General features: G+C 74.7%; 24 protein-coding genes. 11 read left to right on the plus strand and 13 right to left on the minus strand.

Annotated features, from left to right (window positions below; all coding sequences use genetic code 11):
- The first annotated feature begins 10 nt into the window (after window positions 1–10).
- The 5 genes from AC0OO9_RS00630 (at window position 11) to AC0OO9_RS00650 (ending at window position 4,305) form a co-directional block, all read left to right on the plus strand.
- Window positions 11–466, plus strand: a complete 456-nt coding sequence (locus tag AC0OO9_RS00630) for a helix-turn-helix domain-containing protein (RefSeq protein ID WP_484514709.1) — start codon at window positions 11–13, stop codon at window positions 464–466.
- On the plus strand, window positions 459–872 hold the full coding sequence (locus AC0OO9_RS00635) for a DUF4180 domain-containing protein (protein ID WP_484514710.1): 414 nt from the start codon (window positions 459–461) through the stop codon (window positions 870–872). Before AC0OO9_RS00630 ends, AC0OO9_RS00635 begins: the two co-directional genes overlap by 8 nt.
- Before the next feature lie 43 nt (window positions 873–915).
- Window positions 916–2,106, plus strand: coding sequence for a spore photoproduct lyase family protein (locus AC0OO9_RS00640; RefSeq protein WP_484514711.1), 1,191 nt, complete (start codon window positions 916–918; stop codon window positions 2,104–2,106).
- Between the two features lie 22 nt (window positions 2,107–2,128).
- Window positions 2,129–2,911: an alpha/beta hydrolase gene (locus AC0OO9_RS00645; RefSeq protein WP_484514712.1), complete on the plus strand. Its 783-nt coding sequence runs from the start codon at window positions 2,129–2,131 to the stop codon at window positions 2,909–2,911.
- Window positions 2,912–3,177: 266 nt separating this feature from the next.
- Window positions 3,178–4,305: an acyl-CoA dehydrogenase family protein gene (locus tag AC0OO9_RS00650; RefSeq protein WP_484518106.1), complete on the plus strand. Its 1,128-nt coding sequence runs from the start codon at window positions 3,178–3,180 to the stop codon at window positions 4,303–4,305.
- Window positions 4,306–4,363: 58 nt separating this feature from the next.
- Here the strand turns inward: AC0OO9_RS00650 and AC0OO9_RS00655 are convergent, their stop codons facing one another.
- From AC0OO9_RS00655 to AC0OO9_RS00680, 6 genes are all read right to left on the minus strand, one after another.
- Complete coding sequence (locus AC0OO9_RS00655) at window positions 4,364–5,077, minus strand: M15 family metallopeptidase (RefSeq protein WP_484514714.1); 714 nt, start codon at window positions 5,075–5,077, stop codon at window positions 4,364–4,366.
- Window positions 5,078–5,351: 274 nt separating this feature from the next.
- Window positions 5,352–6,341 carry an acetylxylan esterase gene (locus tag AC0OO9_RS00660; protein ID WP_484514715.1) on the minus strand — a complete coding sequence of 330 codons (990 nt, stop codon included), beginning with the start codon at window positions 6,339–6,341 and terminating at the stop codon, window positions 5,352–5,354.
- A 3-nt stretch (window positions 6,342–6,344) separates the two neighbouring features.
- Window positions 6,345–8,723 carry a beta-xylosidase/alpha-l-arabinosidase gene (locus tag AC0OO9_RS00665; protein ID WP_484514717.1) on the minus strand — a complete coding sequence of 793 codons (2,379 nt, stop codon included), beginning with the start codon at window positions 8,721–8,723 and terminating at the stop codon, window positions 6,345–6,347.
- Window positions 8,720–9,541, minus strand: coding sequence for a carbohydrate ABC transporter permease (locus AC0OO9_RS00670; protein WP_484514718.1), 822 nt, complete (start codon window positions 9,539–9,541; stop codon window positions 8,720–8,722). The genes AC0OO9_RS00665 and AC0OO9_RS00670 overlap by 4 nt, the downstream gene beginning before the upstream one ends.
- Entirely contained in the window at window positions 9,538–10,479 is a 942-nt protein-coding gene (locus tag AC0OO9_RS00675) for a carbohydrate ABC transporter permease (RefSeq protein WP_484514719.1), read from the minus strand. Before AC0OO9_RS00675 ends, AC0OO9_RS00670 begins: the two co-directional genes overlap by 4 nt.
- Window positions 10,480–10,487: 8 nt before the next feature.
- On the minus strand, window positions 10,488–11,786 hold the full coding sequence (locus AC0OO9_RS00680; protein ID WP_484514720.1) for an ABC transporter substrate-binding protein: 1,299 nt from the start codon (window positions 11,784–11,786) through the stop codon (window positions 10,488–10,490).
- A 237-nt stretch (window positions 11,787–12,023) separates the two neighbouring features.
- Here AC0OO9_RS00680 and AC0OO9_RS00685 point away from each other — a divergent pair, with 237 nt between their 5' ends.
- Window positions 12,024–13,046: a LacI family DNA-binding transcriptional regulator gene (locus AC0OO9_RS00685; RefSeq protein WP_484514721.1), complete on the plus strand. Its 1,023-nt coding sequence runs from the start codon at window positions 12,024–12,026 to the stop codon at window positions 13,044–13,046.
- Between the two features lie 206 nt (window positions 13,047–13,252).
- Here AC0OO9_RS00685 and AC0OO9_RS00690 read toward each other — a convergent pair whose 3' ends face one another.
- Together AC0OO9_RS00690 and AC0OO9_RS00695 are read right to left on the minus strand one after the other, a co-directional pair.
- Window positions 13,253–14,068, minus strand: a complete 816-nt coding sequence (locus AC0OO9_RS00690) for a peptidylprolyl isomerase (RefSeq protein WP_484514722.1) — start codon at window positions 14,066–14,068, stop codon at window positions 13,253–13,255.
- 87 nt (window positions 14,069–14,155) lie between these two features.
- The gene (locus AC0OO9_RS00695) at window positions 14,156–15,499 is read right to left on the minus strand and encodes a D-alanyl-D-alanine carboxypeptidase family protein (protein ID WP_484514723.1); all 1,344 of its coding nucleotides are present in this window, start codon (window positions 15,497–15,499) and stop codon (window positions 14,156–14,158) included.
- 276 nt (window positions 15,500–15,775) lie between these two features.
- Here AC0OO9_RS00695 and AC0OO9_RS00700 point away from each other — a divergent pair, with 276 nt between their 5' ends.
- The 3 genes from AC0OO9_RS00700 to AC0OO9_RS00710 all read left to right on the plus strand — a co-directional run bounded on the left by AC0OO9_RS00700 (window position 15,776) and on the right by AC0OO9_RS00710 (window position 17,799).
- On the plus strand, window positions 15,776–16,108 hold the full coding sequence (locus AC0OO9_RS00700) for a cupin domain-containing protein (protein ID WP_311411144.1): 333 nt from the start codon (window positions 15,776–15,778) through the stop codon (window positions 16,106–16,108).
- On the plus strand, window positions 16,105–16,893 hold the full coding sequence (locus AC0OO9_RS00705) for a YwiC-like family protein (protein WP_484514724.1): 789 nt from the start codon (window positions 16,105–16,107) through the stop codon (window positions 16,891–16,893). The genes AC0OO9_RS00700 and AC0OO9_RS00705 overlap by 4 nt, the downstream gene beginning before the upstream one ends.
- 177 nt (window positions 16,894–17,070) lie before the next feature.
- Entirely contained in the window at window positions 17,071–17,799 is a 729-nt protein-coding gene (locus tag AC0OO9_RS00710; RefSeq protein ID WP_484514726.1) for a class I SAM-dependent methyltransferase, read from the plus strand.
- A 1-nt stretch (window position 17,800) separates the two neighbouring features.
- Here AC0OO9_RS00710 and AC0OO9_RS00715 read toward each other — a convergent pair whose 3' ends face one another.
- A complete protein-coding gene (locus tag AC0OO9_RS00715; protein WP_484514727.1) occupies window positions 17,801–18,541 on the minus strand; it encodes a MerR family transcriptional regulator in 741 nt (246 codons plus the stop codon).
- Between the two features lie 177 nt (window positions 18,542–18,718).
- Between AC0OO9_RS00715 and AC0OO9_RS00720 the strand changes: the two genes are divergently transcribed.
- Window positions 18,719–20,992: an ATP-binding cassette domain-containing protein gene (locus AC0OO9_RS00720; RefSeq protein ID WP_484514728.1), complete on the plus strand. Its 2,274-nt coding sequence runs from the start codon at window positions 18,719–18,721 to the stop codon at window positions 20,990–20,992.
- A 243-nt stretch (window positions 20,993–21,235) separates the two neighbouring features.
- Here AC0OO9_RS00720 and AC0OO9_RS00725 read toward each other — a convergent pair whose 3' ends face one another.
- The 3 genes from AC0OO9_RS00725 to AC0OO9_RS00735 form a co-directional block, all read right to left on the minus strand.
- Complete coding sequence (locus AC0OO9_RS00725) at window positions 21,236–21,484, minus strand: hypothetical protein (protein ID WP_484514729.1); 249 nt, start codon at window positions 21,482–21,484, stop codon at window positions 21,236–21,238.
- A 287-nt stretch (window positions 21,485–21,771) separates the two neighbouring features.
- Window positions 21,772–22,191, minus strand: a complete 420-nt coding sequence (locus AC0OO9_RS00730) for a protein-tyrosine phosphatase family protein (RefSeq protein WP_484514730.1) — start codon at window positions 22,189–22,191, stop codon at window positions 21,772–21,774.
- Window positions 22,192–22,491: 300 nt separating this feature from the next.
- Window positions 22,492–23,103, minus strand: a complete 612-nt coding sequence (locus tag AC0OO9_RS00735; protein ID WP_484514731.1) for a helix-turn-helix domain-containing protein — start codon at window positions 23,101–23,103, stop codon at window positions 22,492–22,494.
- Window positions 23,104–23,183: 80 nt separating this feature from the next.
- Between AC0OO9_RS00735 and AC0OO9_RS00740 the strand changes: the two genes are divergently transcribed.
- Entirely contained in the window at window positions 23,184–24,203 is a 1,020-nt protein-coding gene (locus tag AC0OO9_RS00740) for an NAD(P)/FAD-dependent oxidoreductase (protein ID WP_484518107.1), read from the plus strand.
- A 134-nt stretch (window positions 24,204–24,337) separates the two neighbouring features.
- Here the strand turns inward: AC0OO9_RS00740 and AC0OO9_RS00745 are convergent, their stop codons facing one another.
- Window positions 24,338–24,658 carry a MazG-like family protein gene (locus AC0OO9_RS00745; RefSeq protein ID WP_357579919.1) on the minus strand — a complete coding sequence of 107 codons (321 nt, stop codon included), beginning with the start codon at window positions 24,656–24,658 and terminating at the stop codon, window positions 24,338–24,340.
- Window positions 24,659–24,731 lie beyond the last annotated feature (73 nt).

Genomic DNA, 24,731 nt, shown 5'->3' on the forward strand with positions numbered 1-24,731 from the left:
TTAGGGAGCGATGAGTGAGGAAATGTTTTCGGTCGAGCAGGTCGCCGAGCGGCTGGGCCTGCACGTGCGCACCGTGCGGGGCTACATCCGCGCCGGTCGGCTCAGGGCGGTGCGGATCGGCAAGCAGTATCGGATCGCCCGCGCCGACCTCGACGCGCTGACCGGTCGGCCGGCCCCCGCCCGTCCCGTCGGCGGCACGGCGGTGGAGGTGTCGAGCATCCTGCAGATCGACGGCGTGGACCGGGCCGCGGCCGACCGGCTGGCCACGCTCGTCCTGGCCGCGGCGAACACCACCCACCACCCCGCGCACCCGCTGCGCATCCAGACCGTCCACGACGAGGAGCGGAACCGCATGAAGATCGTGATCCTGGGCGGCGCCTCGGCCACCGCCGAATTGCTGCACCTGGTCGACGCCGTGCTCGACGGCGACAACGGCCTGCTCACCGGGGAGGCCGGCGGTGCCTGACATCATCCAGGAGCGGGCCGGGGTGCCGGTGCTGGTGTGCGACCCGGACGGCCCGCCACTGACCACCGAGCAGGACGCGCTGGACCTGATCGGCTCGGCCTTCCTCGGCGCCCAGGTGGTGGCCGTGCCGGTGAGCCGGCTCGACGCCTCATTCTTCTCCCTCGGCACCCGCTTCGCCGGCGAGGTCATGCAGAAGTTCGTCAACTACCGGCTGCGCCTGGCCGTCGTGGGCGACATCGGCCCGCACCTCGCGGCCAGTTCGGCCCTGCGCGCCCTCGTGCACGAGTCGAACCGTTCCGGCCACGTGTGGTTCGTCCCCGACCTCGACGCCCTCGACGCCCGCCTGGCGCCGCCGTCAGGACCCGGTGGGGCCGTCGGCGACCCCGGGGCGCCGACGCGCGGCTGACCGCCCCGGGGTTGCCGGCGCGCGGGACGGGTAACCGGCGCGGATGAGGCCGGAGGCCGAGCCGGTGGACGTCGACGAGCCGCTGGCCGTCGACGTACCGCCCGCGCCGCACGACGCCAGCGGCGAGTGCGTGCCGACCCGCGACCTGGCCGGGCTGGCGCCGCCGGCGCGCCCGGCGCGGCGGTGGCTGCCGCGCCGGGTGGTCGCCACGCCGGCCGCGCTGGACCACCCGCACGGCCGGCGCGTGGCCCGGCGCGTCGAGGCCCTGGGCATCGAGGTCGAGCGGCTCCGCGCCAACCGGCTCACCGGCATCCGCGGGGCCACCGAGCAGGAGACGTACGCGCGGGCGAAGGCGACCATGGCGCTCGTGGTCAGCCCGCCGTCGCGCCGGAAGCTGCAACCCATCGCGCCCAGCGCGGACTGGCGCTTCGACCTGGCGGAGGGCTGCCCGGCCCACTGCCAGTACTGCTACCTCGCCGGCTCCCTGTCGGGGCCACCGGTGACGCGGGTGTACGCCGACCTGGACGACATCCTCGCCGGCCTGGCCGACTACGCCGGGCGGGGCACGGTGACCAGCCGCAACGCCGGGCGGGCCGCCGAGGGCACCACCTTCGAGGCGTCCTGCTACACCGACCCGCTGGCCCTGGAGCACCTCACCGGCAGCTGGCGCCGGGCGGTGGAGCACTTCGCCGGCTGGGACGCCCCGGTGCAGCTGCGCTGGACCACCAAGTACGCCGACGTGGACACGTTCGTGGGGCTGCCGCACGCCGGGCGCACCCGGGTCCGGTTCAGCGTGAACTGCCGCCCGGTCAGCGAGCGGATGGAGGGCGGTACGGCGTCGGTGCCGCACCGGCTGGCGGCGCTGCGCCGGCTCGCCCTCGACGGTTACCCGGTGGGGTTGACCGTGGCGCCGATCATGCCGCTACCCGGCTGGCGGGAGCACTACGGCGAGTTGCTCGACGCGGTCGCGGGCGCGGTCGCCGGGGTCCCGGGGCTCGACCTGACCGCCGAGCTGATCACCCACCGGTTCACCCCGGGCAGCAAGGAGGTGCTGCTCGGCTGGTACCCGCGTACGAGGCTGGAGATGGACGAGTCCGCCCGCAGCCGCAGGTACGGCAGGTTCGGCGCGGTGAAGTACGTCTACCCGCGCGACACGATGGCCGAGCTGCGCACCTGGTTCGACCGCGAGCTGGCCGCCCGGCTGCCGGCCTGCCGGGTCCTCTACTGGACCTGAGGATCGGCTACGGTCGACGACCGTGGCCCTGATGCGTGTCGACTTCCACTCCGAGGTGCTCGGTCTCGCCACCTCGATGACCGTGATCCTGCCGCAGCACACCTCCTCGCAGGTCGGCATGTCCGGTGCCGCCCCACAGGGCGATCCGCCGGTGCTCTACCTGCTGCACGGGCTGTCCGACGACGACACGATCTGGCTGCGCCGCACCTCGATCGAGCGGTACGTGGCGCCGCTCGGCCTGGCCGTGGTGATGCCCCAGGTCGGGCGCAGCTTCTACAGCGACGAGGAGCACGGCAACCGGTACTGGACCTTCCTCACCGACGAGCTGCCCCGGCTGTGCCACGGCTTCTTCCGGCTCTCGGCGCGTCGGGAGGACACCTTCGTCGCCGGGCTCTCGATGGGCGGCTACGGGGCGCTGAAGTGGGCGCTGCGCGACCCGGGCCGGTTCGCGGCGGCGGCGAGCCTCTCCGGCGCGCTCGACGTGGCCGCCCGCCGCCACGCCACCACCGCGCCCCTCGATCCCGCCGTCTGGCACACCGCCTTCGGCGAGCGCACCGTCGGGGGCAGCGACGACGATCTCCTCGCCCTGCTCGGCAGGACCACGGGCGACGACCTGCCCGCGCTGCGCGTCGCGTGCGGCACCGAGGACTTCCTGTACGACGACAACCTGACCTTCGTGGCGGCGGCCCGCGAGCGCGGCGTGCCGCTCACCGTGGACTTCTCCCCCGGCGCGCACGACTGGGCGTACTGGGACGCGAAGATCCAGGACGTGCTGGCCTGGTTGCCGCTGCGCACCGGCGCCTGACCCGGCGGCCGGCTGAGCGGTGCCGGTGGCCGGCCGGCCCGGCGCTCAGGCCCCGACGGTGCCGTCGACGCCCTCGCGCAGGAGGTCGGCGTGGCCGTTGTGGCGGGCGTACCCGACGGCCGCTCGTCTCCGAGCCGGAACGTCCGATCATGCCCGACGTCGCCGGCACGCGTAGCGTGGGCACGCACCCCGCACGCCCCGGGAGGAAACCGACCGTGACCCTGTCCACCCCCGCGACCGCGCTCGCGTACTTCGGCGTCGACGCCCTGATCGACGACGACACCCGGGACCTCCAGGCCGCCGTACGCGGCTTCGTCGACCGACGGGTCCGCCCGGAGATCGCCACCTGGTACGAGCAGGGCCGCCTGCCCGTGCGGGACCTCGCCCGCGAACTCGGTGAACTCGGCGTGCTCGGCATGCACCTGCGGGGCTACGGCTGCGCCGGCACCTCCGCCGTCGCGTACGGGCTGGCCTGCTTCGAGCTGGAGGCGGGCGACTCGGGGCTGCGCTCCCTGGTCTCGGTGCAGGGATCGCTCGCCATGTACGCCATCTGGCGCTTCGGCTCCGAGGAGCAGAAGCAGCAGTGGCTGCCCCGGATGGCGGCCGGCGAGGCCATCGGCTGCTTCGGCCTGACCGAACCGGACTTCGGCTCCGATCCGGGCGGCATGCGGACCCGGGCCCGCCGCGACGGGGACGACTGGGTGCTCGACGGCACCAAGATGTGGATCACCAATGGCTCCGTCGCGGATGTCGCCGTGGTGTGGGCCCGCACCGACGAGGGCGTACGCGGCTTCCTCGTCCCCGCCGGCACCCCCGGCTTCACCGCCCCGGAGATCACCCGCAAGCTCTCCCTGCGCGCCTCGGTGACCTCGGAACTCGTCCTCGACGGCGTGCGGCTGCCCGCCGACGCGATGCTGCCGGAGGCCGCCGGCCTGTCCGGGCCGCTGACGTGTCTCAACGAGGCCCGCTTCGGCATCGTCTTCGGGGCGCTGGGCGCGGCCCACGACTGCCTGGAGACGACGATCGCGTACGCCCGCAGCCGGCAGATCTTCGCCAAGCCGCTCGCCGCGTACCAGGCGACCCAGCTCAAGCTCGCCGACATGGGGCTGGAGCTGGGCAAGGGGATGCTGCTGGCGTTGCAGATCGGCGCGCTGAAGGACGCCGGCACCCTCGACCACCGGCAGATCAGCCTGGGCAAGCTCAACAGCGTGCGGGAGGCCATCGCCATCGCCCGCGAGTGCCGCGCCATCCTGGGCGCGGCGGGGATCACCCTCGACTACCCGGTCATCCGGCACTCGGCCAACCTCGAATCCGTGCTCACCTACGAGGGCACGTCCGAGGTGCATCAGCTGATCATCGGACAGGTGCTGACCGGCCACGCCGCCTTCACGTGAGCGCGACGCCGGGCCGGGAGCGCCAGCCGGGTCGACTGCGCGAGCCGGGCCGGCTGCGTCAGCCGCCCACGGTCTCGGCCGAGGAGCGGGCCACCGGCAGGTCGAAGTAGGTGTCCGGCCAGGGTTCGTCGCGGTAGCGGTAGTGCCACCACTCGCGGTCGTAGTTGACGAAGCCGCCGTCGGTCATCAGCTGCCGCAGCAGCCGCCGGTTGTCCCGCGCCACGCCGGTGACCTGGGGTGAGTCGGTGTGCGCGAGCGGGTCGAAGCAGTCGAAGCCGGTGCCCATGTCGACGCCGTTGTCCGGGAACCGCTGCCCCTTCGCCGCGGTGCAGGAGACCAGGGGCTGGCCGGGGGCGTACGGGGGCTGGGTGGGGGTCGGCACGTCGACCAGGGTCAGGTCGAGCGTGCTGCCCCGGCTGTGGGCGGTGGGCGCACCGACGTACCCCTCGTCGAACAGCTCGGACTTCGCCACCCGGGGATAGAACTCCGCCTTCATCCGCTGCTCGCCGGGCTGCCGGGCCCACTCGACGAAGTCGTCGGCGGCCCGTTGGGGGCGGTAGCAGTCGTACACCTTCAGGCTGCGGGCCCGGGCGAGGGCGGCGTCCTGCACCCGGCGCAGCGCCTCGGCGGCCCGGCGGGTGAGCAGGCAGAGCGGTTCGGGATAGCCGGCGACCGGTCGCCCGACGAAGTTGTGGGCGGTGGCGTACCGGATGTCGGTCCGGATCCGCGGGTCGACGTCGGTGAGGACGACGAGGCCCGGCCCCGGCGACATCGCGGCGGGGGCGGACGCCGCGGACGTCGGCGCCGGCGGCGGCGCTGAGGACGCGGGCCCCGGCGGCGGCGCTGAGGACGCGGGCCCCGGCGGCGGCGCTGAGGAGGCGGGCGCCGATGACGGCGCGGCCGGCGGTGACGGCGAGGGTCGGGTGCAGCCGGGCGCGAGCGCCACGATCACGACGGCCACGGCCACCGCCCGCCGGCAAGTGGTCGCGGCGCGCGGGGCTCGCCGGCGGATCCGGACTGGCCTGGCCACACCCCTGTCTATCAGGCTACGGGCCGTCGGGCGCCCGGTCCGGCGAGAGGTGTACGCGCAGGAAGCGCACCGCCGCCTCGTCGTCGTCGATCCCGCCGGCCTCGTGCCCGTTGTAGCGCCAGACCGACAGCTCCGTCGGCCCCCGGCAGGCGTTGACGGCGGCGAAGACCGTCGACGGCGGCACGATCTCGTCCATCAGCGCGACGGAGAAGCGGGCCGGCAGGTGGCACCGGCGGGCGAAGTTCACCCCGTCGACGTAGGCCAGGGTGTCCAGCACCCGCTCCTCGGCGTGCCGGTGCACGGCCAGATAGTCGCGGATCTCCCGGTACGGCTGCGCGTCGGTGAGCACGATCGCGCGCGGGATGTCGCACAGGAAGGGCACGCCGGCCACGACGGCCCGCAGGTCGGGCGTCAACGCGGCGACGGCGAGCGCCGCCCCGCCGCCCTGGCTGTGCCCGAGGACCGCGACCCGCGCCGGATCGACCGCCGGCAGGGTCCGGACGGCGTCCACCGCCCGCAGCGCGTCGGTGAGGAACCGCCGGTAGTAGTACGTGCGGGGGTCCGTCACGCCACGGGTGGCCACCCCGGGCACCTCGGGGCCGGCGGCGGCCGGATCCGGGGTGTCCCCCCGGGTCCAGCCCGCCCCCTGCCCCCGGGTGTCCATCTGCAGGTGCGCGAAGCCGGCCGAGGCCCACAGCAGGTTCTCCAGCGGGTGGCCCCGGCCGCCGCCGTAGCCGGCGTACTGCACGACGGTGGGCAGGGGCGACCCGGTGCCGCGCGGCAGCCGCAGCCAGGCCCGCACCGGCTGCCCGGCGAAGCCGGGGAAGGTCACGTCGTGCACGTCGATCGTGGCCAGCCCGGTGGGCACCGGCTCGGCGCGCACCGGCCAGCCGCACTCGCGCGACTCGGCGAGCGTGTCCGCCCAGAACCGGTCGAAGTCCGCCGGCTCCCGCACCCCGCCCCGGTACGCCCGCAGCTGCTCCTCGGGCAGGTCGGTGAGGACCACCGCTCAGCCGGCCGACGGCGTGACGGCGAAGCGGGGGTGCAGCCGCCGGGTGTGGTCGACGTGCCGGGCCGGACCGCGCAGCGCGACCGCCGCCACGAGCCGGTGGTCCGTGCTGGACGCCGCCAGCCGCAGCTCCAGCTCCCCCGGCTCGACGACGCGCCGCCCGTCGCGCCCCGTGAAGGCGAACAGGTCGGCCGGCACGGCCAGGTCGACCCGGCAGGCCGCGCCCGCCTCCAACGGCACCCGCAGGTAACCGACCAGCCGCTGCACCGGCTGGACCACCGAGGCCACCGGGTCGTGGGCGTACACCTGCACCACCTCGCTGCCCCACCGGGAGCCGGTGTTGCGCACCGTGAAGTGCAGCCGCAGCTCACCGTCGGTCGCCGCGAGCGGCTCGTCGACGACCAGGCCGGACCAGTCGAACGTGGTGTAGCCCAGGCCGTGCCCGAAGCCGAACGCCGGCGTCGGGTCGACGTTGGACACGTCGCTGGCCTGGCCCAGCCGGGCCGACAGGTAGGTGGTCGGCTGCGCGCCCGGCCCCCGGGGCACGCTGACCGGCAGCCGCCCCTGCGGTGCGACCCGGCCGCTGAGCACGCCGGCGATGGCCGGGGTGCCCTCCTCGCCGGGGAAGAACGACTGCACGATCGCCGCCGCGTCGGTCACCGCCCGGCCCAGCGCGTAGGGCCGCCCGGCGAGCAGCGTCACCACCACGGGCGTACCGGCGTCCAGCAGCGCGTCGAGCAGGTGCTGCTGCGCCCCGGGCAGGGCCAGCGACTCGGCGTCGCAGCCCTCGCCGCTGGTGCCCCGGCCGAACAGTCCCGCCCGGTCGCCGAGCGCGGCGACGACCACGTCCGCGTCCCGCGCCGCCGCGACGGCCGCCGGCACCCCGGAGGTGTCGTCGCCGTCGACGGACGCGCCGGCCACGGTGACCACGACGCTGCCGGGGAACTCGGCGCGCAGCGCCGCCGCCAGGGTGGGCAGCGCGATGCCGACGGGCACCTCGGGATGCCGGGAGCCGACGTGGGCGGGGAACGAGTAGCAGCCCAGCACCGCCGTAGGGCTCTCGGCCTGCGGGCCGACCAGCGCGATGCGGGCCGGCCGGCGCAGGGGCAGCGTGCCGTCGTTGGCCAGCAGCACCACGGAGCGCTCGGCCACCTCGCGGGCCAGCGCCCGGTTGGCGGGCGGGTCCAGGTCGACGGTGCCGCGCAGCGCCTGCGGGTCGGACAGGTCGGCGCCGGCCAGCGCGGCCGGCACCGGGCTCCAGTCGGCGTCGAGGAGACCGAGCTGCGCCTTCTGCGTCAGCACCCGACGCACCGCCCGGTCGATCAGCGCCTCCGGCACCGCGCCGGCCGCGAGCGCCTCGCGCAGCGGCTCGCCGAACGTCTTCACCGTCGGCAGCTCGACGTCCACGCCGGCGGCCAGGGCCTCGGCCGCCGCCTCGGCCCAGCTGCCGGCCACGCCGTGCAGGGTGCGCAGGAAGGCGATGCCGAAGTAGTCGGCCACGACGGTGCCCGGGAACCCCCAGGCGTCGCGGAGCAGGCTGGTCAGCAGCTCCTCGTCGGCCGCCGAGGGCATCCCGTCGGTGTCGGTGTAGGCGTGCATCACCGACCGCGCGCCGCCCTCGCGTACCGCCATCTCGAACGGCGGGAGGATCACGTCGGCGCGCTCGCGGGGACCCATCGCCACCGGCGCCAGGTTGCGCCCGCCCCGGGAGGCGGAGTAGCCGGCGAAGTGCTTCAGCGTCGCCACCACGCCGGCGGACTCCAGGCCCCGCACGTACGCGGTGGCGATCGTGCCCACCAGGTAGGGGTCCTCGCCGATCGTCTCCTCCACCCGCCCCCAGCGCGCGTCGCGCACCACGTCGAGCACCGGGGCCAGCCCCTGGTGCACCCCGACGCGGCGCAGGTCGGCGCCGATGGCAGCGGCCATCCGCCCGATCAGCTCCGGATCGAAGGTGGCGCCCCAGGACAGCGGCACGGGGTACGCGGTGGCACCCCAGGCGGCGAAGCCGGCCAGGCACTCCTCGTGCGCCATCGCCGGAATGCCGAACCGGTTGGCGGCGGCGACGCGCTGCTGGGTCCGCAGCAGCGACAGCGCGCCGAGCGCGGGGTCGACCGGGGCGGTGCCGAACGGCCGGGTCAGCTGGCCGAGACCCGTGTCCAGCAGGTCGTCCAGGTCGACCGGTTCCTCCATGTCGTGCTGGTACGGCGCGACCTCTCCCCCGTCGGCGGCGGCGCCGACCCAGACGCCGTAGAGCTGGGCCACCTTCTCCGGCAGGGTCATCGCGGCGACCAGGGCGTCCACCCGGGTCGCGAGGTCGAGGGTCGGGTCGGTCCAGAGCGCGGTGCCGGGGGCGATGTCGAGGGTCACGTTGTCGGTCACTTTCCTCCGACGCCCATCAGCCCCTGCACCAGGGCCCGCCGGGCGAACAGATAGACGAGCAGGACGGGCACCATCGACAGCACGACCGCGGCGAGCAGGCCGGGAATGTTGATCCCGTACTGCGTCTGGAAGTTGTAGAGGCCGAGGGTGATCACCTTGGTGGAGTCGGACTGGGTGAGGATCAGCGGGAACAGGAAGCCGTTCCACGCCTGGAGGGCGGAGAAGACCGCGATCGTGGCGATCCCGCCGCGCGACAGCGGCAGCACCAGTTGGGCGAAGACCCGCGCCGGGCTGGCGCCGTCGATGGCCATCGCCTCGTACAGGTCTCCGGTGATGTCCCGCATGACACCGCTGAGGATCAGCGCGCACACCGGCAGCGAGAACGCGGCGGTGGGCAGGATGACGCCGACGAGGTTGTCGTAGAGCCCCGCCTTGCTGATCAGGTAGAAGATCGGCACGATGACCGCCTGCGCCGGGATCGCCAGGCCCAGCAGGAACAGCCGGAACACGCCGGAGGTGAGCCGGCTGCGGCTGCGCACGATGGCGTACGCCAACGGCGGCACGAGCAGCAGCACGATGGCCACCACGCTCACCGTCACCACGACGGTGTTGAACAGGTAGCGGCCGAAGCCCTCGTCGAAGGCGCCGGTGTAGTTGTCGAGGGTGAAGGTGTCGGGCGGGGCGAGCGGGCCGTTGCGGCCGTAGCCCTCCCGGGTCTGCACGGTGGTCGCCAGCATGACGTAGATCGGCAGGCCGACCACGAGGAGCCAGGCCAGCGCGCCGATCCCGGCGAGCCAGTTGGGGCGGTGCCGCTTCACAGACCCTCCATCGTGGAGCGCATCTTGCCGTAGCCGGAGACCCGGACCACGATCAGCGAGATGACGGTGGCGACGACGACGAGGAGCAGGGCGATGGCCGCGCCGGCGCCGAAGTCGAAGCTTTGGAACGCCTGCTCGTACATGTGGTAGGCGGTGATGGTGGTGTCGGTGCCCGGCCCGCCCTGGGTGAGGATCAGCACGGTGTCGAACGTGGTCAGCCCGCCGACCACCATGAGCACCACGGAGGTGATCATGGCGTTGCGCAGCTGCGGCAGGGTCACGTGGCGGAACTGCTCCCACCGGCCGGCACCGTCGACCTCGGCGGCCTGGTAGAGCACCGCCGGCACGGCGCGGGCCGCACCCTGGTAGATCAGCGCGTGGAACGGGATGAACTGCCAACTGCCGACGAGGACCAGCACGGCGATCGCGCCCGTCCGGCTGCCGAAGAGGTTGCCGTCGCCGAACAGCCACGGGGCCTGACCGGGCACGCCGAAGTTCGGGTCGAGCAGCGCCCGCCACAGCACCGACACGGCGGTCGCCGACAGCAGCAGCGGCAGGAAGAAGATGGCGGACAGTACGGCCCGGTTGCGCTGCGGCCCGGCCGCCCACACGCCGATCAGCAGGCTGAGCGGGGTCTGCACCAGCACGCCGAGGGCGGTGAGCAGGACGCTCAGCCACAGGCTGTTGATCATCACCGGGTCGCGGGCGAGCCGCTGCCAGTTGTCCAGCCCGACGTACTCCGGCGAGCCGAGGCCCGCCCAGCTGGTGAAGCTGAGCACGACCACGAGGACCAGCGGGGCGAGCGCGAAGAGCCCGAAGAACAGGGTGGCGGGCAGCGCCCAGGCGAAGCCCGGGCGGCTGAGGGTGGGGCCGCCCGGGCGTCGTCGGGCCCGTCGCTGCTCCGTCACGCTGGGGGCGGCGAGGGTGGTGGTGGACATGGTCGCGCTCAGCCCGCCTGGAGGGACTGCATCGCCTTGATGAAGCCGGCGGCGTCCAGCCGGCCGTTGCAGTACTGCTGCACGGCCTGGTGGATGGTCGTGGTGGCGGCCGGCGGGTACGCCTGGTCCCAGGAGAGCTGGAAGTTCGGGGCCTCCTTGACCAGGGTGAACTGGTACTTCAGGTAGTCCGGGTTGGTGGCGCCGTCGAGGAACTTCTCGGTGTTGGTGGTGGTCGGCAGGTTGCCGATGGACAGCTGCGCCTGGACGAACTCGTCGGAGTACTGGAGCTTGAGGAACTCGGCCACTGCGTCGGGGTGCTTGGTCTTCTTCAGCACGGAGTAGAAGTTGTTGGTGTTGCCGACCACGTTGCGCGGGTCGCCCTTGCCGCCCGGGACGCTCGGGAAGGCGCTCCAGCCGAGGCCCTCGGCGGCGAAGGTCGGGTTGGCGTCGTGGTGGGTCGAGTAGTTCCAGGAGCCCATCAGCTCGAAGCCGGCCTTGCCGCTGGACAGCAGCGCCGGAGAGCCGCCGTCGGTGAACTTGACCGAGTCGAAGTTGGTGCCGAACGCGCCCGCGTCGGTCAGCTGCCGCAGCAGCTCGAGGGCGCGGCGGCTCTCCGGGCTCTCCCAGGCGCTCTTGTCGCCGCCGAGCGCCTTGGCGAACAGCTCGGGGCCGGCCACCCGGTCGTAGAGGTACTGGTACCACATCTGGGTCGGCCACTGGTCGCCGCCGCCGAGGGCGATCGGCGTGATGCCCTTGCCCTTGAGCGTCCGCACGGCCGCCAGCAGGTCGTCCCACGTCTTCGGCGGGGTGATGCCGGCGTCGGCGAGGACCTTCTTGTTGTGGAACAGCAGCACCGGCTGGGTGCCGCGCATCGGCACCCCGTACGCCTTGCCGTCGACCATCGCGGTATTGAAGACCGACGGCAGGAAGTTCGCCTTCAGCCCCGGGTCCTTGGCGATCATGTCGTCCAGCGGCAGCAACAGGTCGGCCTTGACGAACGGGGTGATGCTGCCGCCGCCCCAGTTGAAGAAGACGTCCGGCGCCTGCTTGGTGTTGATGATGGTCTGGAGCTTGGTCTGGTAGTCGGCGCCGGGGATGGTGTCCAGCACCGCCTTGACCTTCGAGGTCTTGTTGAACGTATCGACGAGCTGTTTCTCGACCTTGTTGGTGGCGTCGCCGTACACCAGGATGCGGATCTCGTCCGGGCCGGCGGCCGAGTCACCGTCACCGCAGGCGGTCAGTGGCAACGCCAGCGCCAGGGCGGCGCCGAGCGCGACGGCCCGGACGAGCCGCGTGCGTACAGTCATGATCGACCTCTCGTGGTGGGGGTGTGGTGGGGGACGTCGCCGCCGGCGCGACGACCGAAAGGTGTCCGACAAGTTTCCGGAATACTTCCGTAACTCGTCCGAACGCTAGAACCGACCTGCCGTGTCGTCAACCCCCGATCGTGGGGCAAGATGGGCCGGTGGAGCGGCCCCGCCGTTCCGGACGTTTTTCGGTGGCCACGGGTACGGTCGGTCTTCCGACCGGTGAAGGAGACGCGGGTGGACGGCGACGACGGGCGCAGGATCACCATCACCGCCATCGCGCGGGAGGCCGGGGTCTCGGTGCCGACCGTGTCGCGGGTGCTCAACGGGCGCTCGGACGTGGCTCCCGGCACCCGCGAGCGGGTGGAGGAGCTGCTGCGCCAGCACGGCTACCAGCGCCGGGGCAGCCGCACGGTCAGCCCCGTCGGCCTGGTCGACCTGGTCTTCAACGACCTGGACAGCCCCTGGGCGGTCGAGATCATCCGGGGGGTCGAGGACGTCGGGCACGGCGCGGGCGTCGGCACGGTGGTCTCCGCGATCCACCGCCAGTCGACCGCCGCCCGGCAGTGGTTGCAGAACCTGCGGGCCCGCGCCACCGACGGCGTCATCTTCGTGACCTCGCACCTGAGCCCGCCGCTGCACGCGCAGCTGCGCCGCCTCAACGTGCCCGTGGTCGTCGTCGACCCGGCGGGCGTGCCCGCCACCGACGTGCCCACCGTCGGCGCCACCAACTGGGCCGGCGGCCTCGCCGCGACCGAGCACCTGCTGTCGCTCGGGCACCGGCGGATCGGCTTCGTCGCCGGGCCGACGCACCTGCTGTGCAGCCGGGCCCGCCTGGACGGCCACCGGGCCGGGCTGGAGGCGGCCGGGGTGCCGGTGGAGGACCGCCTGGTGCACCCCGGCGACTTCTACCACGCCTCGGGCTTCGCCGCCGGGACGGCGCTGCTCGACCTCGACGACCCGCCGACGGCCATCTTCGCGGCCAGCGACCAGATGGCCTTCGGCGTCTACGAGGCCGTCCGCCGCCGCGGGCTGCGGATCCCCGACGACGTCAGCGTCGTGGGCTTCGACGACCTGCCCGAGGCCCGCTGGGCCTCACCGCCGCTGACCACCGTCCGGCAACCGCTGGTGGAGATGGGTCGCCTGGCCGCCCGGACCGTGCTGCGGCTGGCGCAGGGCGAGGGCATCGACTCCCCCCGGGTGGAACTCGCCACCAACCTGGTCGTCCGGGACAGCACGGCGCCGCCGCGCCGGCCGTGAGCGCCGCCGCGCGGCTCGCCGTCCGGCCGCGGCGCTCCCGACAGCGTTCCGGAAATTCCGGGGGATCACCACCGGCCTGACCGCCGGCAGCCACCGCGCGCGGGCCGGCGGATGCTCCGGAACGGCACGCCGGCCCCCACCGTCGCGGACCGGCCGGACGTTCACCAACGGCGCCGCGGGCGGCGGGGAGCACCGGGCCTTCGGGTTCAGTGGTGCGGGTGGTGCCGGACCGCGCGCCGGATGTCCACCGGCAGGGCGGGCGCGCCGTCGACCGGCGCGGGATCCTCGACGGTCGGGGCTATGCCGCCGGCGGCGATGCGGTCGAGGGTGGCCAGGCCGGCGGCGTCGACCGAGCCGAACACCGTGTAGTTGGGGCGCAGCGCCGAATCCCCCTGGACCAGGAAGAACTGGCTGCCGTTGGTGTCGGGGCCGGCGTTGGCCATGGCGAGGGTGCCCCGGGCGTAGAGCCGGCGCACGCCGGTCGGGTCGGTCGGCGCGGGCGGCAGGTCGGTGGGCAGCTCGTCGGCGTAGCGGTAGCCGGGGCCGCCGGAGCCGGTGCCGGACGGGTCACCGCACTGGAGCACCTTCAGCGTCGGGTACGCGGTGAGCCGGTGGCAGGAGGTCCGGTCGTAGAAGCGGTGGCGCACCAGGTGCAGGAAGCTCTGCACGGTGCAGGGGGCCGCCTCCCGGTCGAGGGTCAGCCCGATCGGCCCCTGGTTGGTGCGCAGCGTGACGCGCACGGTGCCCCGGTCGGGGGTGCGCCTCGGGTCGGGCGGCAGCGGGACCGGCCTGGCGGCGGGGTCCTCGGGCGTCTCGGTGTAGGCGCACGGGCCGGGCGTGACCCGGGAAACGGCGGCGCCGGCCGGGGCTCCGACGGGCGCGGCGACCGCGGCGGCGCCGCCACCGGTGACCAGCGCGCCCGCGACCAGGGCCACCCCGGCGAGGCGGGACAGCGTACGGGCCGGCCGGCGGGGTGCCTCGATCGACGGCGGGACGGGGTGCGGTCGGGGTTCGCTCGACACGGGGATCCTCCTGGACTCGTGGCGCTGGAAAGACCGGAGTCTATGGATCCCGTCGTCGCTTGTCGATCCGCCCCGCCCCGGTCGAGGTCAGGAAGGGGCCCTGCCGTACCGGCGCCGGGCCGCCCGGCGGCGCCAGAGCAACGCCGCCCCCAGCAGCGCGACCGCCCCCGCCGCGAGCGCGGCCACGGGCCACCGGGCGATCAGCCCGTCCTCGAGCGGGCCGCTGGCCGCGGCCGGGCGCGGATCGACGGTGGCGGCGAGCGCGGGTGGCGAGGGGGTAGCCGAGGCGGTCAGCTCCCCGGGCTCGACCAGCCGGCCGACGGCGGAGCCCCGCGGCAGCGTGAAGCCCCACTCGAGCAGGGCGGCGCCCTGCTCCCAGCCCCGTGCGGGCTGCGGCTCGGCACCGAGCAGCGTGACCACCAGCCGCCGCCCGTTGCGCTGGGCCGCCCCGACGTAGGTGTGCCGGGCCAGGTCGGTGAAGCCGGTCTTGCCGCCGAGCGCGCCCGGGTAGCGGTAGATGAGCTGGTTCTCGTTCTGGATCTCGAAACCCTTGGTCCGCTGCGCCGGCTGGGCGGGGATGCGGTGCGTCTCGGTCAGCGCGTACCGGCGGAACGTCGGGTCGGCGAAGCAGGCGCGGGCGACCAGCGCCAGGTCGTACGCGCTGGTGAACTGGCCCCGTCCGTCGAGACCGGAGGGGGTCACCGCGTGGGTCTGGAGGGCGCCGAGGCGGTGCGCCTCCTCGTTCATCGCCCGCACGCCGCCGGCCATCCCGTCCGGCCCGCCGCCGAGGCGGGCCAGCACGTTGGCCGCCTCGTTGCCGGACTGGAGCAGCAGCCCGAGCCAGACGGTCTCGATCCGGTACCGACCGCCGGCGACCAGCCCGACGGCCGAGGAGCCGGGTTCGATGTCCATGTCCCCGACGGTGACGGTGACTACCTGCTGCGGGTCGAGTCGGGGCAGCATGGTGGCCGCCAGCAGCAGCTTCTGCACGCTGGCCGGGGTGCCGTACTCGTGCGGGCCGCAGCCGCCCAGCACCTGGCCGGAGTCCAGGTCGGCGACCAGCCACGAGGTCGCGGTGACCGCCGGCGGGCGCGCGGCCCCCGCCGGGACTACCAGACCGGCGGTGTCGAGCGCCTGGCCGCCCACGGCCCGCTCATCCGGCACGGCCGGCGGCGGTGACGGACGCGGCGGCCGGGACACCCCGGGCGCGGGCGCCTTGGGGCAGGGCGCGGACCCGACGGCCCCGGGCGCGGACGGCGCCACGCCGGGCGGGGACGCGACGACGCCGGGCGCGGCGGTCGCGGGCGCGACGACGCCGGGCGCCGAAGTCACGGGGGCGACGGGACCGGCCGGGCCGGCCGCCGCGGGGACGGGAGCGCCGGTGCCGAGGAGGACGGCGGTCGCCGTGGCCGCCAGCAGCCGAACCTTCATGCACCGCACCCTAGTCGGCGGAGTTCGGGGCGCGGGCCGGGTTCTCCAGGCCCGGGGGCCCGGCACGGGTCGAAGGCGTGGCCGGCTCACCTCCTGCCCGGCCGCTTCCGCGGCCCGGACTCACCGGTTCCGGGACCATCGGCCCTGCCGCGGGGCCCGGCCGGGACGGAAGCTGGAGACTGAAAGCGGTAACCGATCTTCCGGTTTACGTACCGGGCGCCGCCGCGGGCGGCGTCCCCGCCCCGCGGGCCGCCCGACACCGACGAAGGGACGACCATGGAAGCCCTCTCGCTGACCCGCCTCGCCGACGAGCAGCTCGCCGCCGCGCGGGAGGCCGACAGCGGACGCAGCGCACGTTCCCTGCACGCGGGCCGGGACCGCCGCCTGCGGCAGACCCTGCTCGCCCTGCGCGGCGGCCGGTCCCTCGACGAGCACGACAGCCCGGGCGAGGCGACGCTGCAGGTGCTCGTGGGGCGGGTGCGCCTGGTGGCCGGGGACGAGTCCTGGGAGGGCGACGCCGGCGACCTCGTGGTCATTCCGCCACTGCGGCACGCGCTGCACGCCGTCACGGACGCCGCCGTCCTGCTCACCGTGACGCCGCGGCCGTGAGCACCGTCCCGGCCCGTCGTCACCGCCCGGCCGGGCACCCCGCCGTGGCCGCCCCCGGCCACGCGCCGGACCGGGGCCGGTCGCCGGGCCGGGTGCCGCCGCAGCACGGCGCGTGGGCGATGCTGCTGCTGCCCTTCCTGGCGGCGCTGACCGTCACCGGCCCGCATCCGCTGCACCTTCCCCTGCTCGGGGCCGCGCTCGCCGGATACCCGCTGTCCTACTTCGGGTTGCAGGCGGTCAAGACCCGACGGATCCGCCGGGTGCGCCCGCACCTCGTCGGGTACTGGCTCGCCACCGTCGCGCTCGGCACGCCGGTGCTGGTGGCCCGGCCCGCGACGCTCGCCTACGCCCCGATCTTCGTGGCCCTCGCCGCCGTCAACGCCGGCTACGCGCGCCGGCGCCGCGACCGGGCGTTCGTCAACGACCTCGCCTTCGTGGCGCAGTGCGGCCTGCTCGCTCTCGTCGTCGCCACGGTCGCCGGGGTGCCGTGGACCGGCGTGGTCGGGGTGACGGTCGTGGCGCTGGGCTACCTGGTCGGCACCGTCGTGCACGTCAAGACGATGATCCGGGAGCGGGACAGCGTCCGGTACCGGTGGGTGTCGTGGACGTACCACGCCGTCGTCGCGGTCGCCGCCGCACTCTGGGCGCCGGTGCCGGTCGCGGTGGTCTTCGCGGTGCTGCTGGCCCGGGCGGTGCTGCTCGCCGGGCGCCGGGTCGCGCCGATGCGGGTGGGGCTGGTCGAGACGGCGTGCGCCCTGCTGGTGCTGGCGGCGGTGGCGCTCTGACCACGGCGAGGGCGGGGCGCTGCCGGGCCCCGTCGGCCCGCGTCGACGGGCGGGCTCCCACGGGGCGGGACGCACCGCGTCGGTTGGCTCACAAGCCGTTGCCTCCGGCAGCGCCCACCGACTAGAACCGGGGAACGATCGACCGGACCGCCCGGCGACGGTGGCGAGGTGATGGCCGTGGCTCTGATCTCCTACGACGACGCCGACGCGGCGGCCTTCGCCGCCACCCGGGAGCTGCCGCGCAGCGGCCTGGACCGGTGGCGGCACGCGGTGCAGCAACACCTTCGGCCGCGTACCGGCACCACGCTGCTCGACCTCGGGGCCGGCACCGGCGCCTGGGCCACCGCCTTCACCGAGTGGTTCGGCGTCCGGGTGGTGGGGATGGAGCCCGCCGGGGCGATGCGCTCCCGCGCCAGCCACCGGCCGCTGCTCGCCGGCGACGCCGTCGCGCTGCCGCTGCGCGACTCCGTGGCGGACGCCGCGTGGCTGTCCACGATGGTGCACCACATCCCCGACCTCGACGCGGCGGCGCGGGAGCTGCGCCGGGTGCTCCGCCCGGGCGCGCCCGTGCTGATCCGCTCGCCGTTTCCCGGCCGGCACCAGCGGATCACGCTGTTCCGCTGGTTCCCGGAGGCGGTACGCGTCCTCGAGACCTATCCGGACCTGGCGCGGGTGCGCTCCGCGTTCGCCACGGCCGGATTCACCGTCAGCACCGTCGAGCCCGTCGCGCAGATCACGGCGGCGTCGCTGGCCGAGTGCGCCGCGAACCTCGACCGCCGGGCCCACACCCCGCTCCAGTTGATCACCGACGAGGAGTACGCCGCGGGGCTGGCCCGGCTCCGGGCCGCGGCAGCCACGGCGACGGGCCCGGTCGTCGACCACCTCGACCTGCTGGTACTGCGCTGAGTCACCCGGGCAGGGCCGGATCGCGGTGGCGCAGGTAGTCGTACAGCGCGGCCGAGGCGTGCAGCCGCCGCAGGCTGCGCCGGTGCAGTTCCTGCTCCCGCTTGGCCAGCTCCGCGTGGACCCGCTGGGCACTGCCGGTGGTACGCATCTCGCCGAGCACCGCCGCGACGATGTCGAACGGGTACGCGCCCCGGCGCAGCAGCGCCACGACCTGCGCGGCGCGCAGCTCGGCCGCGTCGTACACCCGGTAGCCGGTGCCGCGCTCGCGGACCGGCCGGAGCAGGCCGCGCTGCTCCCACAGCCGTAGCTGCGAGGTGCGGACGCCGACCAGGTCGGCGACCTCGCCGATGCGGGCCCCGCGTCGGGGCGCCGGCAGGACGGCGGCCGGGCTGGTCACCACGGTCTCGAACGCGCCGAGCACCCGCCGGATGTCGGCCCGCTCCCGGTCGAGCTCGGCGTGGCCGGCGTCGAGCGCCGCCAGCGCCGCCGCCAGGTCGCCCCGGTGCACCGCGACCATGACCTCCCGGGTACGCGCCCAGCCGTGCCCCTCGGCCATCCGCCGGACCACCGCCAGCGCCCGCACGTGGTCGCCGGTGAAGACGCGGTAGCCGGCGGGCGTGCGCTCGACCGGCGGCAGCACGCCGAGGTCGACGTAGTTGCGCACCTGTTGGACGGAGATGCCCGCTGTCGCCGCGACCTCCGCCCCCCGCCACCGTCCGGCCCGTCGTCCCGCATCCGCCACCGGGCCACCCTACCGGTCTCCACGTGGTTTGAGACTTTCCCTCCCACTCCGGGCCGCCACGGCTGTTGAAAGAGGTGAAACCCTCCACGGGCGGTTGAATGAGACGATTGAAGGCGGCCTGGCCCCCGTAGATGTACCCCGGGCGGGACTCCGCCCACGATCTCGCGAAGGGTTCGCATGCAGCAGCCAGCACGGTCCGCCGCCGACAGTCACGACATGATCGAGGTGCGCGGCGCCCGGGAGAACAACCTCGCCTCCGTCTCGGTGGACATCCCCAAGCGCCGGCTGACCGTCTTCACCGGGGTCTCCGGCTCCGGAAAGTCGTCCCTGGTCTTCGGGACCATCGCCGCCGAGTCGCAGCGCCTGATCAACGAGACCTACAGCGCCTTCCTCCAGTCGTTCATGCCGAACGTGAGCCGCCCCGACGTCGACTCGCTGCGCAACCTGAGCGCGGCCATCGTCGTGGACCAGGAGCGGATGGGCGCGAACTCGCGCTCCACCGTCGGCACCGCCACCGACGCGTACGCGATGCTGCGCATCGTCTTCAGCCGGCTCGGCGCCCCGCACGTGGGCGGGGCCGGCGCGTTCAGCTTCAACCTGGCCGAGGGCATGTGCCCGGCCTGCGAGGGCCTGGGGCGGGTCTCCGACCTCGACGTCGACGAACTCGTCGACGTGGAACGCTCGCTCAACGACGGCGCGATCAAGGTGCCCAACTTCGCCGTCGACTCGTGGTACTGGCAGACCATCGTCCACTCCGGGCTGTTCGACCCCGACACGAAGCTCCAGGACTACACGCCGCAGCAGTGGCAGGACTTCCTCCACAAGCCGTCCACGAAGATCAAGGTGGGCAGCAACAACTGGACGTACGAGGGCCTGGCGGTCAAGGTGCGCCGGCTCTACCTGGCCAAGGACCGCGAGTCGATGCAGGCGCACATCCGCGCCTTCGTCGACCGGGCGGTCACCTTCACCACCTGCGCCGACTGCGGCGGGACCCGGCTCAACGCGGCGGCACTCTCCTCCCGGATCGACGGGTGGAACATCGCGGAGTGTTCGGCGATGCAGATCAGCGACCTGGCCGGGTTCGTCCGTGCCATCGACGACCCGTCGGTCGCCCCGCTGACCGGCAACCTGCGCGACCTGCTCGACTCGCTGGTCGAGATCGGCCTGGGCTACCTCAGCCTGGACCGCGAGTCCGCCACCCTCTCCGGCGGCGAGGCGCAGCGGGTGAAGATGGTCCGGCACCTCGGCTCCAGCCTCTCCGACGTCACGTACGTCTTCGACGAACCGACGGTCGGCCTGCACCCGCACGACATCGCCCGGATGAACGACCTGCTGCTGCGCCTGCGCGACAAGGGCAACACGGTGCTGGTCGTCGAGCACAAGCCCGAGACGATCGCCATCGCCGACCACGTGGTCGACCTCGGGCCCGGGGCCGGCACGGCCGGCGGTCGGATCTGCTTCACCGGTGACGTCGCCGGCCTGCGCCGCTCCGACACCCTCACCGGCCGGCACCTCGACCACCGGGTACGCCTGCGCGAGCACGTACGCCGGCCGGCCGGCCAGCTGCCGATCCGCCACGCCGACCTGCACAATCTGCGCGACGTCGACGTCGACATCCCGCTCGGGGTGCTGACCGTGGTGACCGGGGTGGCCGGCTCCGGCAAGAGCTCGCTGATCCACGGCTCGCTGCACCGCCGCGACGGCGTGGTGGTCGTCGACCAGTCGCCGATCCGGGGTTCCCGGCGCAGCAACCCGGCCACCTACACGGGCCTGCTGGACCCGATCCGCACCGCCTTCGCCAAGGCCAACGGGGTCAAGGCCGCGCTGTTCAGCGCCAACTCCGAAGGCGCCTGCCCCACCTGCAAGGGCATCGGCCTGGTCTACACGGACCTGGCGATGATGGCCGGCGTCGCCTCGGTCTGCGAGCGGTGCGAGGGGCGGCGCTTCACCGACGAGGTGCTCACCTACCGCCTGCGCGGGAAGAACATCAGCGAGGTGCTCGCGATGCCGGCCATCCAGGCCCGGGACTTCTTCCCCGGCGGCCCCGCCCGGGCGATCCTCGACCGGCTGGTCGACGTCGGGCTCGGCTACCTCACCCTGGGCCAGCCGCTCAACACGCTCTCCGGCGGCGAGCGGCAGCGGCTCAAGCTGGCCATCCGCATGGCCGACAGCGGGAGCACGTACGTCCTGGACGAGCCGACCACCGGCCTGCACCTGGCCGACGTGGACCAACTGCTCGCCCTGCTGGACCGGTTGGTCGACGCCGGCAACACCGTCGTCGTCATCGAGCACCACCAGGCGGTCATGGCGCACGCCGACTGGCTGATCGACCTCGGCCCGGGGGCGGGACACGACGGCGGCCGGATCGTCTTCACCGGTACGCCGGCCGACCTGGTCGCCCACGGCGAGACGCTGACCGCCCGTCACCTGCGCGAGTACGTGGGCCGCTGAGCCCTTGGCCGGACGGCGGCGACCCTCCGGGCGCCACATCCGGGCCGGCCCACGTCAGGCCCCGGATCGCATCGCCCCTCCGGCCCGGATCGCATCGCCCTCGGGCGCCCGGGTCCGCAGCCCGCGGCTGCCTGGCCGAGGGCGGTGCCCGGGGGCGCCCGCCGGGCGGTCAGCCTCGGCCGCCCGGGTCCGCAGCCCCCGGCTGCCTGGCGGGGGCGGTGGCCGGGATCGCCCGCCGGGCGGTCAGCGTCCCGACGCGGGGACCGCCCGGGCGGACGGCGCCGCCAGTCGGCGCGCCCAACGGCGTAACGGCGACACCGACGCCGCGACCGGAGTGAGCAGCCCGACGATGATCAGCAGGGCGTCGAGGAAGAGCGTGGCGAGTACGACGAGAACGGCCAGCGACGCCACGGTGCGGGCGGTCATCGACGCCGGGCGGGCCGGCGCCCGGTGGGCGCCGTGGTGGCGGACGGGGATGCGGGGTGGAGCCATGGTGCCTGGTACCTGCCTCGGAAATCGGGTTCGGCGCCACTCCTACCCCCCGTGAGCTGCCAAAACACGTCCGATGACAAGCGCCACAACCCGCCGCGCCCGCCTGCCTCGGCGGAGGGAGTCGCCGCTGCGGCGCCCCAGGTGCGGACGCGGTGCGCGGCACGGGTGCGGCACGCGGCGCAGGTGCGGCACGCGCGCGGGTGCGACACGCGGCGCAGGTGCGGCACGCGCGCGGGTGCGGCACGCGGCGCAGGTGCGAGGCCGGCAGGGCGCGGGGCGCCGGTGCGTCAGGTGAGGCGGCGCAGCCAGCGACGCTGCCAGGGCGTCTCCACCGCCCGCGGGCGGTAGGTGGCGCGCACCCAGTCCACCGCCTGCTCGGGCGGCAGCCCGTCGAGGATCGCGAGCGCCGCCAGCGCGGTGCCCGTACGCCCGGTGCCGCCCCGGCAGGCCACCTCGACGCGTTCGCCGTGGTGGGCGCGACGCAGGGCCTCGGTCAGCGCGTCGATCGCGTCCGCCCGGTCGACCGGCACCCAGAAGTCGGGCCACCGGATCCGCCGGTGCGGCCAGGCGGGCGTCGGTCCGGGCGCCAGCAGCAGGGCGAAGTCGGCGGGCGACGCCTCGTCCGCGACCCGTCGTCCCCGCACCCGCGCCCCACTCGGCAGTACGACGACCCCCACCTGCTCGCCCCACACCCGTACATCACTCATCGCCCCATCCTCACGCCCGCCCCGCTCCCCCGCTGCCCCGCCTCACCCGCCCGCCCGCCCGCCCGCCCGCGTCGATCATGGGGTTAGCGGCGATGTCGATCTCCGCTGGTGCCGCCAACCTCATGATCACCGGGTTGAGGAACGGGCGGGAGGGCGGGAGGGGCGGGCGGGAGGGCGGGAGGGGCGGGCGGGAGGGCGGGAGGGGCGGGCGGGAGGGCGGGAGGGGCGGGAGGGAGGGCGGGAGGGGCGGGCGGGAGGGGCGGGCGGGAGGGCGGGAGGGGCGAGGGTGGGAAGTGCGGGTCAGCCGTGGGTGGAGGGGGTGGGTGGGAGTGGGGTTTTTGGGCGGGCGCGGAGGTGGGCGCGTTCGCCCTGTCTGCCGAAGAGGCTGAGGAACTCGACCGGCTCGGCGTCGGCCGACCCGAACCAGTGCGGTACGCGGGTGTCGAACTCCGCCGCCTCCCCCGGCGTGAGCACGAGGTCCTGGTCGCCGAGGACGACCCGCAGCCGCCCGTTGAGGACGTAGAGCCACTCGTAGCCCTCGTGGGTCTGCGGATCGGGCTCCGCCCTGCGACCGCCGCCCGGGATCACCAGCTTGTACGCCTGGATGCCGCCGGGTCGGCGGGTCAGGGGCAGCATGGTCATCCCGTGGCGGGTGACCGGGCGCAGGTGGACGCGCGGGTCGCCGGTGGACGGGGCGTCGACGAGTTCGTCGAGCGTGACGCCGTGCGCCCTGGCCAGCGGGAGGAGCAGTTCGAGGGTGGGCCGGCGGGAACCGGACTCCAGCCGGGAGAGCGTGCTCACCGAGATGCCGGTCGCCGCCGACAGGTCAGCCAGGGTGGTCTCCCGCTGCCGGCGCAGCGCGCGCAGCCGGGGACCGACCGCGCCGAGTGTCTGGTCCAGGTCGTCGTCCATGCCGCCATCTTGCCACTATGGCAACAATGTTTGCCACCATGGCGGCGGCGAACGCATCCTGGTCGCGGGAGGTGGTCACGGTGACCGATCGGCTGGATGGCAGCTACGACGTGGTGGTGATCGGGGGTGGCGCCGGGGGGCTGAGCGGGGCGCTGACGCTGGCCCGGGCGCGACGGTCGGTGGTGGTGCTCGACTCGGGCGCTCCCCGCAACGCCCCGGCGGAGGGCGTGCACGGGCTGCTGGCCCGGGAGGGGATCCGGCCGGCCGAGCTGCTGGAACGCGGCCGGGCGGAGGTACGCGGCTACGGCGGCCGGGTGGTCACCGGCGAGGTCGCCGCCGCGAACCGCGACGACGACGGCTTCACGGTGACGCTGGCCGACGGTCGAACTGTCCGCGCGCGCCGGCTGCTGGTGGCCACCGGGCTGGTCGACGAGCTGCCGGACGTCCCGGGGCTGCGGGAGCGCTGGGGCAGGGACGTGCTGCACTGCCCGTACTGCCACGGCTGGGAGGTCCGCGACCGGGCCATCGGCGTGCTGGCCAGCGGACCGTTCTCGGTGCACCAGGCGCTGCTGTTCCGGCAGTTGAGCGCCGACGTCACGTACTTCGGCCACACCATGCCGCCGCTCACCGACGAGCAGGCGGAGCAGCTGGCGGCCCGCGACATCGGCGTGGTGGGCGGCGAGGTCGCGTCCCTGAAGGTCGAGGAGGACCGCCTCGTGGGCGTACGGCTGGGCCACGGCACTCTCGTGCGCCGGGAGGCGCTGGCCGTCTCGTCGCGGATGGTGGCGCGCGCCGGCTTCCTCGCGGCGCTCGGGCTGCGGCCCGCGGCACACCCGGCCGGGGTCGGCGAGCACGTCCCCTCCGACGCGACGGGCCGCACCGACGTGCCCGGGGTGTGGGTCGCCGGCAACGTCACGGATCCGGCGGCCCAGGTCGGTGCCGCCGCCGCGGCCGGCGTGGTCGTCGGGGCCCAGATCAACGCCGATCTCGTCGCCGAGGAGACCCGACGGGCCGTCGCCGCCCGTCGCGCCCCGTTCTCCGCGAAGTCGGAGGCGGCACTCTGCGAGCAGGTGTTGGGCGACCGTCGCCACGGCCTCTGACGTCCCGACAGGCGCCGGTGGGCCGCCGCGCCGGAACGCGGCGACCTGGGGGTGTACGGCGCCCCAGCCGGAGGTCGGCATGACGCCGGCGCGGCGGCCCAGCCCGGGAAGCGGCCCGACCCTGGCGCGGCGGCTCAGGCGGGAGGCGGACCGACGCGGGCGCGGGCCTTCCTGGCGCACGCGTCGAGCACGAGGCGGGAGTCCAGCCCGAGGCTCTCGATGGCGACCAGCGCGGTGAACGCCGCGTCCGCCAGTTCCGCCGCCACGTCCTCGCGGCTGTGCGTGACGCCCTTGCGCGGGTTCTGGCCGAGCAGACCGATCCAGGCGCTAGCCGCCTCACCCGCCTCCTCGGTCAGCTTGAGGATCCGGCAGGTCATTTCGGTCTGTCCGGTGCCGTTGGCGGCGTCCAACCAGCCGCGCGAGGCACGGACCGCGTCCCAGATCGACTCGTCCACGCCACCAGTGAACCGGACGGAGGTCACGGTCCGTATCGCGGGACGGTTGGCGGGTAACCGGGTCCGGGTGGTA

Source organism: Micromonospora sp. USAFONa4 (genome assembly GCF_057197825.1).

Bases quoted from the DNA above. Each gene is read 5' to 3' on its own strand.
- AC0OO9_RS00630 (WP_484514709.1), top strand. From the start codon at position 11: ATGAGTGAGGAAATGTTTTCGGTCGAGCAGGTCGCCGAGCGGCTGGGC.
- AC0OO9_RS00640 (WP_484514711.1), top strand. From the start codon at position 916: ATGAGGCCGGAGGCCGAGCCGGTGGACGTCGACGAGCCGCTGGCCGTC.
- AC0OO9_RS00655 (WP_484514714.1), bottom strand. From the start codon at position 5,077: ATGTCGCCGGGGCCGGGCCTCGTCGTCCTCACCGACGTCGACCCGCGG.
- AC0OO9_RS00675 (WP_484514719.1), bottom strand. From the start codon at position 10,479: ATGTCCACCACCACCCTCGCCGCCCCCAGCGTGACGGAGCAGCGACGG.
- AC0OO9_RS00680 (WP_484514720.1), bottom strand. From the start codon at position 11,786: ATGACTGTACGCACGCGGCTCGTCCGGGCCGTCGCGCTCGGCGCCGCC.
- AC0OO9_RS00695 (WP_484514723.1), bottom strand. From the start codon at position 15,499: ATGAAGGTTCGGCTGCTGGCGGCCACGGCGACCGCCGTCCTCCTCGGC.
- AC0OO9_RS00700 (WP_311411144.1), top strand. From the start codon at position 15,776: ATGGAAGCCCTCTCGCTGACCCGCCTCGCCGACGAGCAGCTCGCCGCC.
- AC0OO9_RS00720 (WP_484514728.1), top strand. From the start codon at position 18,719: ATGCAGCAGCCAGCACGGTCCGCCGCCGACAGTCACGACATGATCGAG.
- AC0OO9_RS00725 (WP_484514729.1), bottom strand. From the start codon at position 21,484: ATGGCTCCACCCCGCATCCCCGTCCGCCACCACGGCGCCCACCGGGCG.
- AC0OO9_RS00730 (WP_484514730.1), bottom strand. From the start codon at position 22,191: ATGAGTGATGTACGGGTGTGGGGCGAGCAGGTGGGGGTCGTCGTACTG.
- AC0OO9_RS00735 (WP_484514731.1), bottom strand. From the start codon at position 23,103: ATGGACGACGACCTGGACCAGACACTCGGCGCGGTCGGTCCCCGGCTG.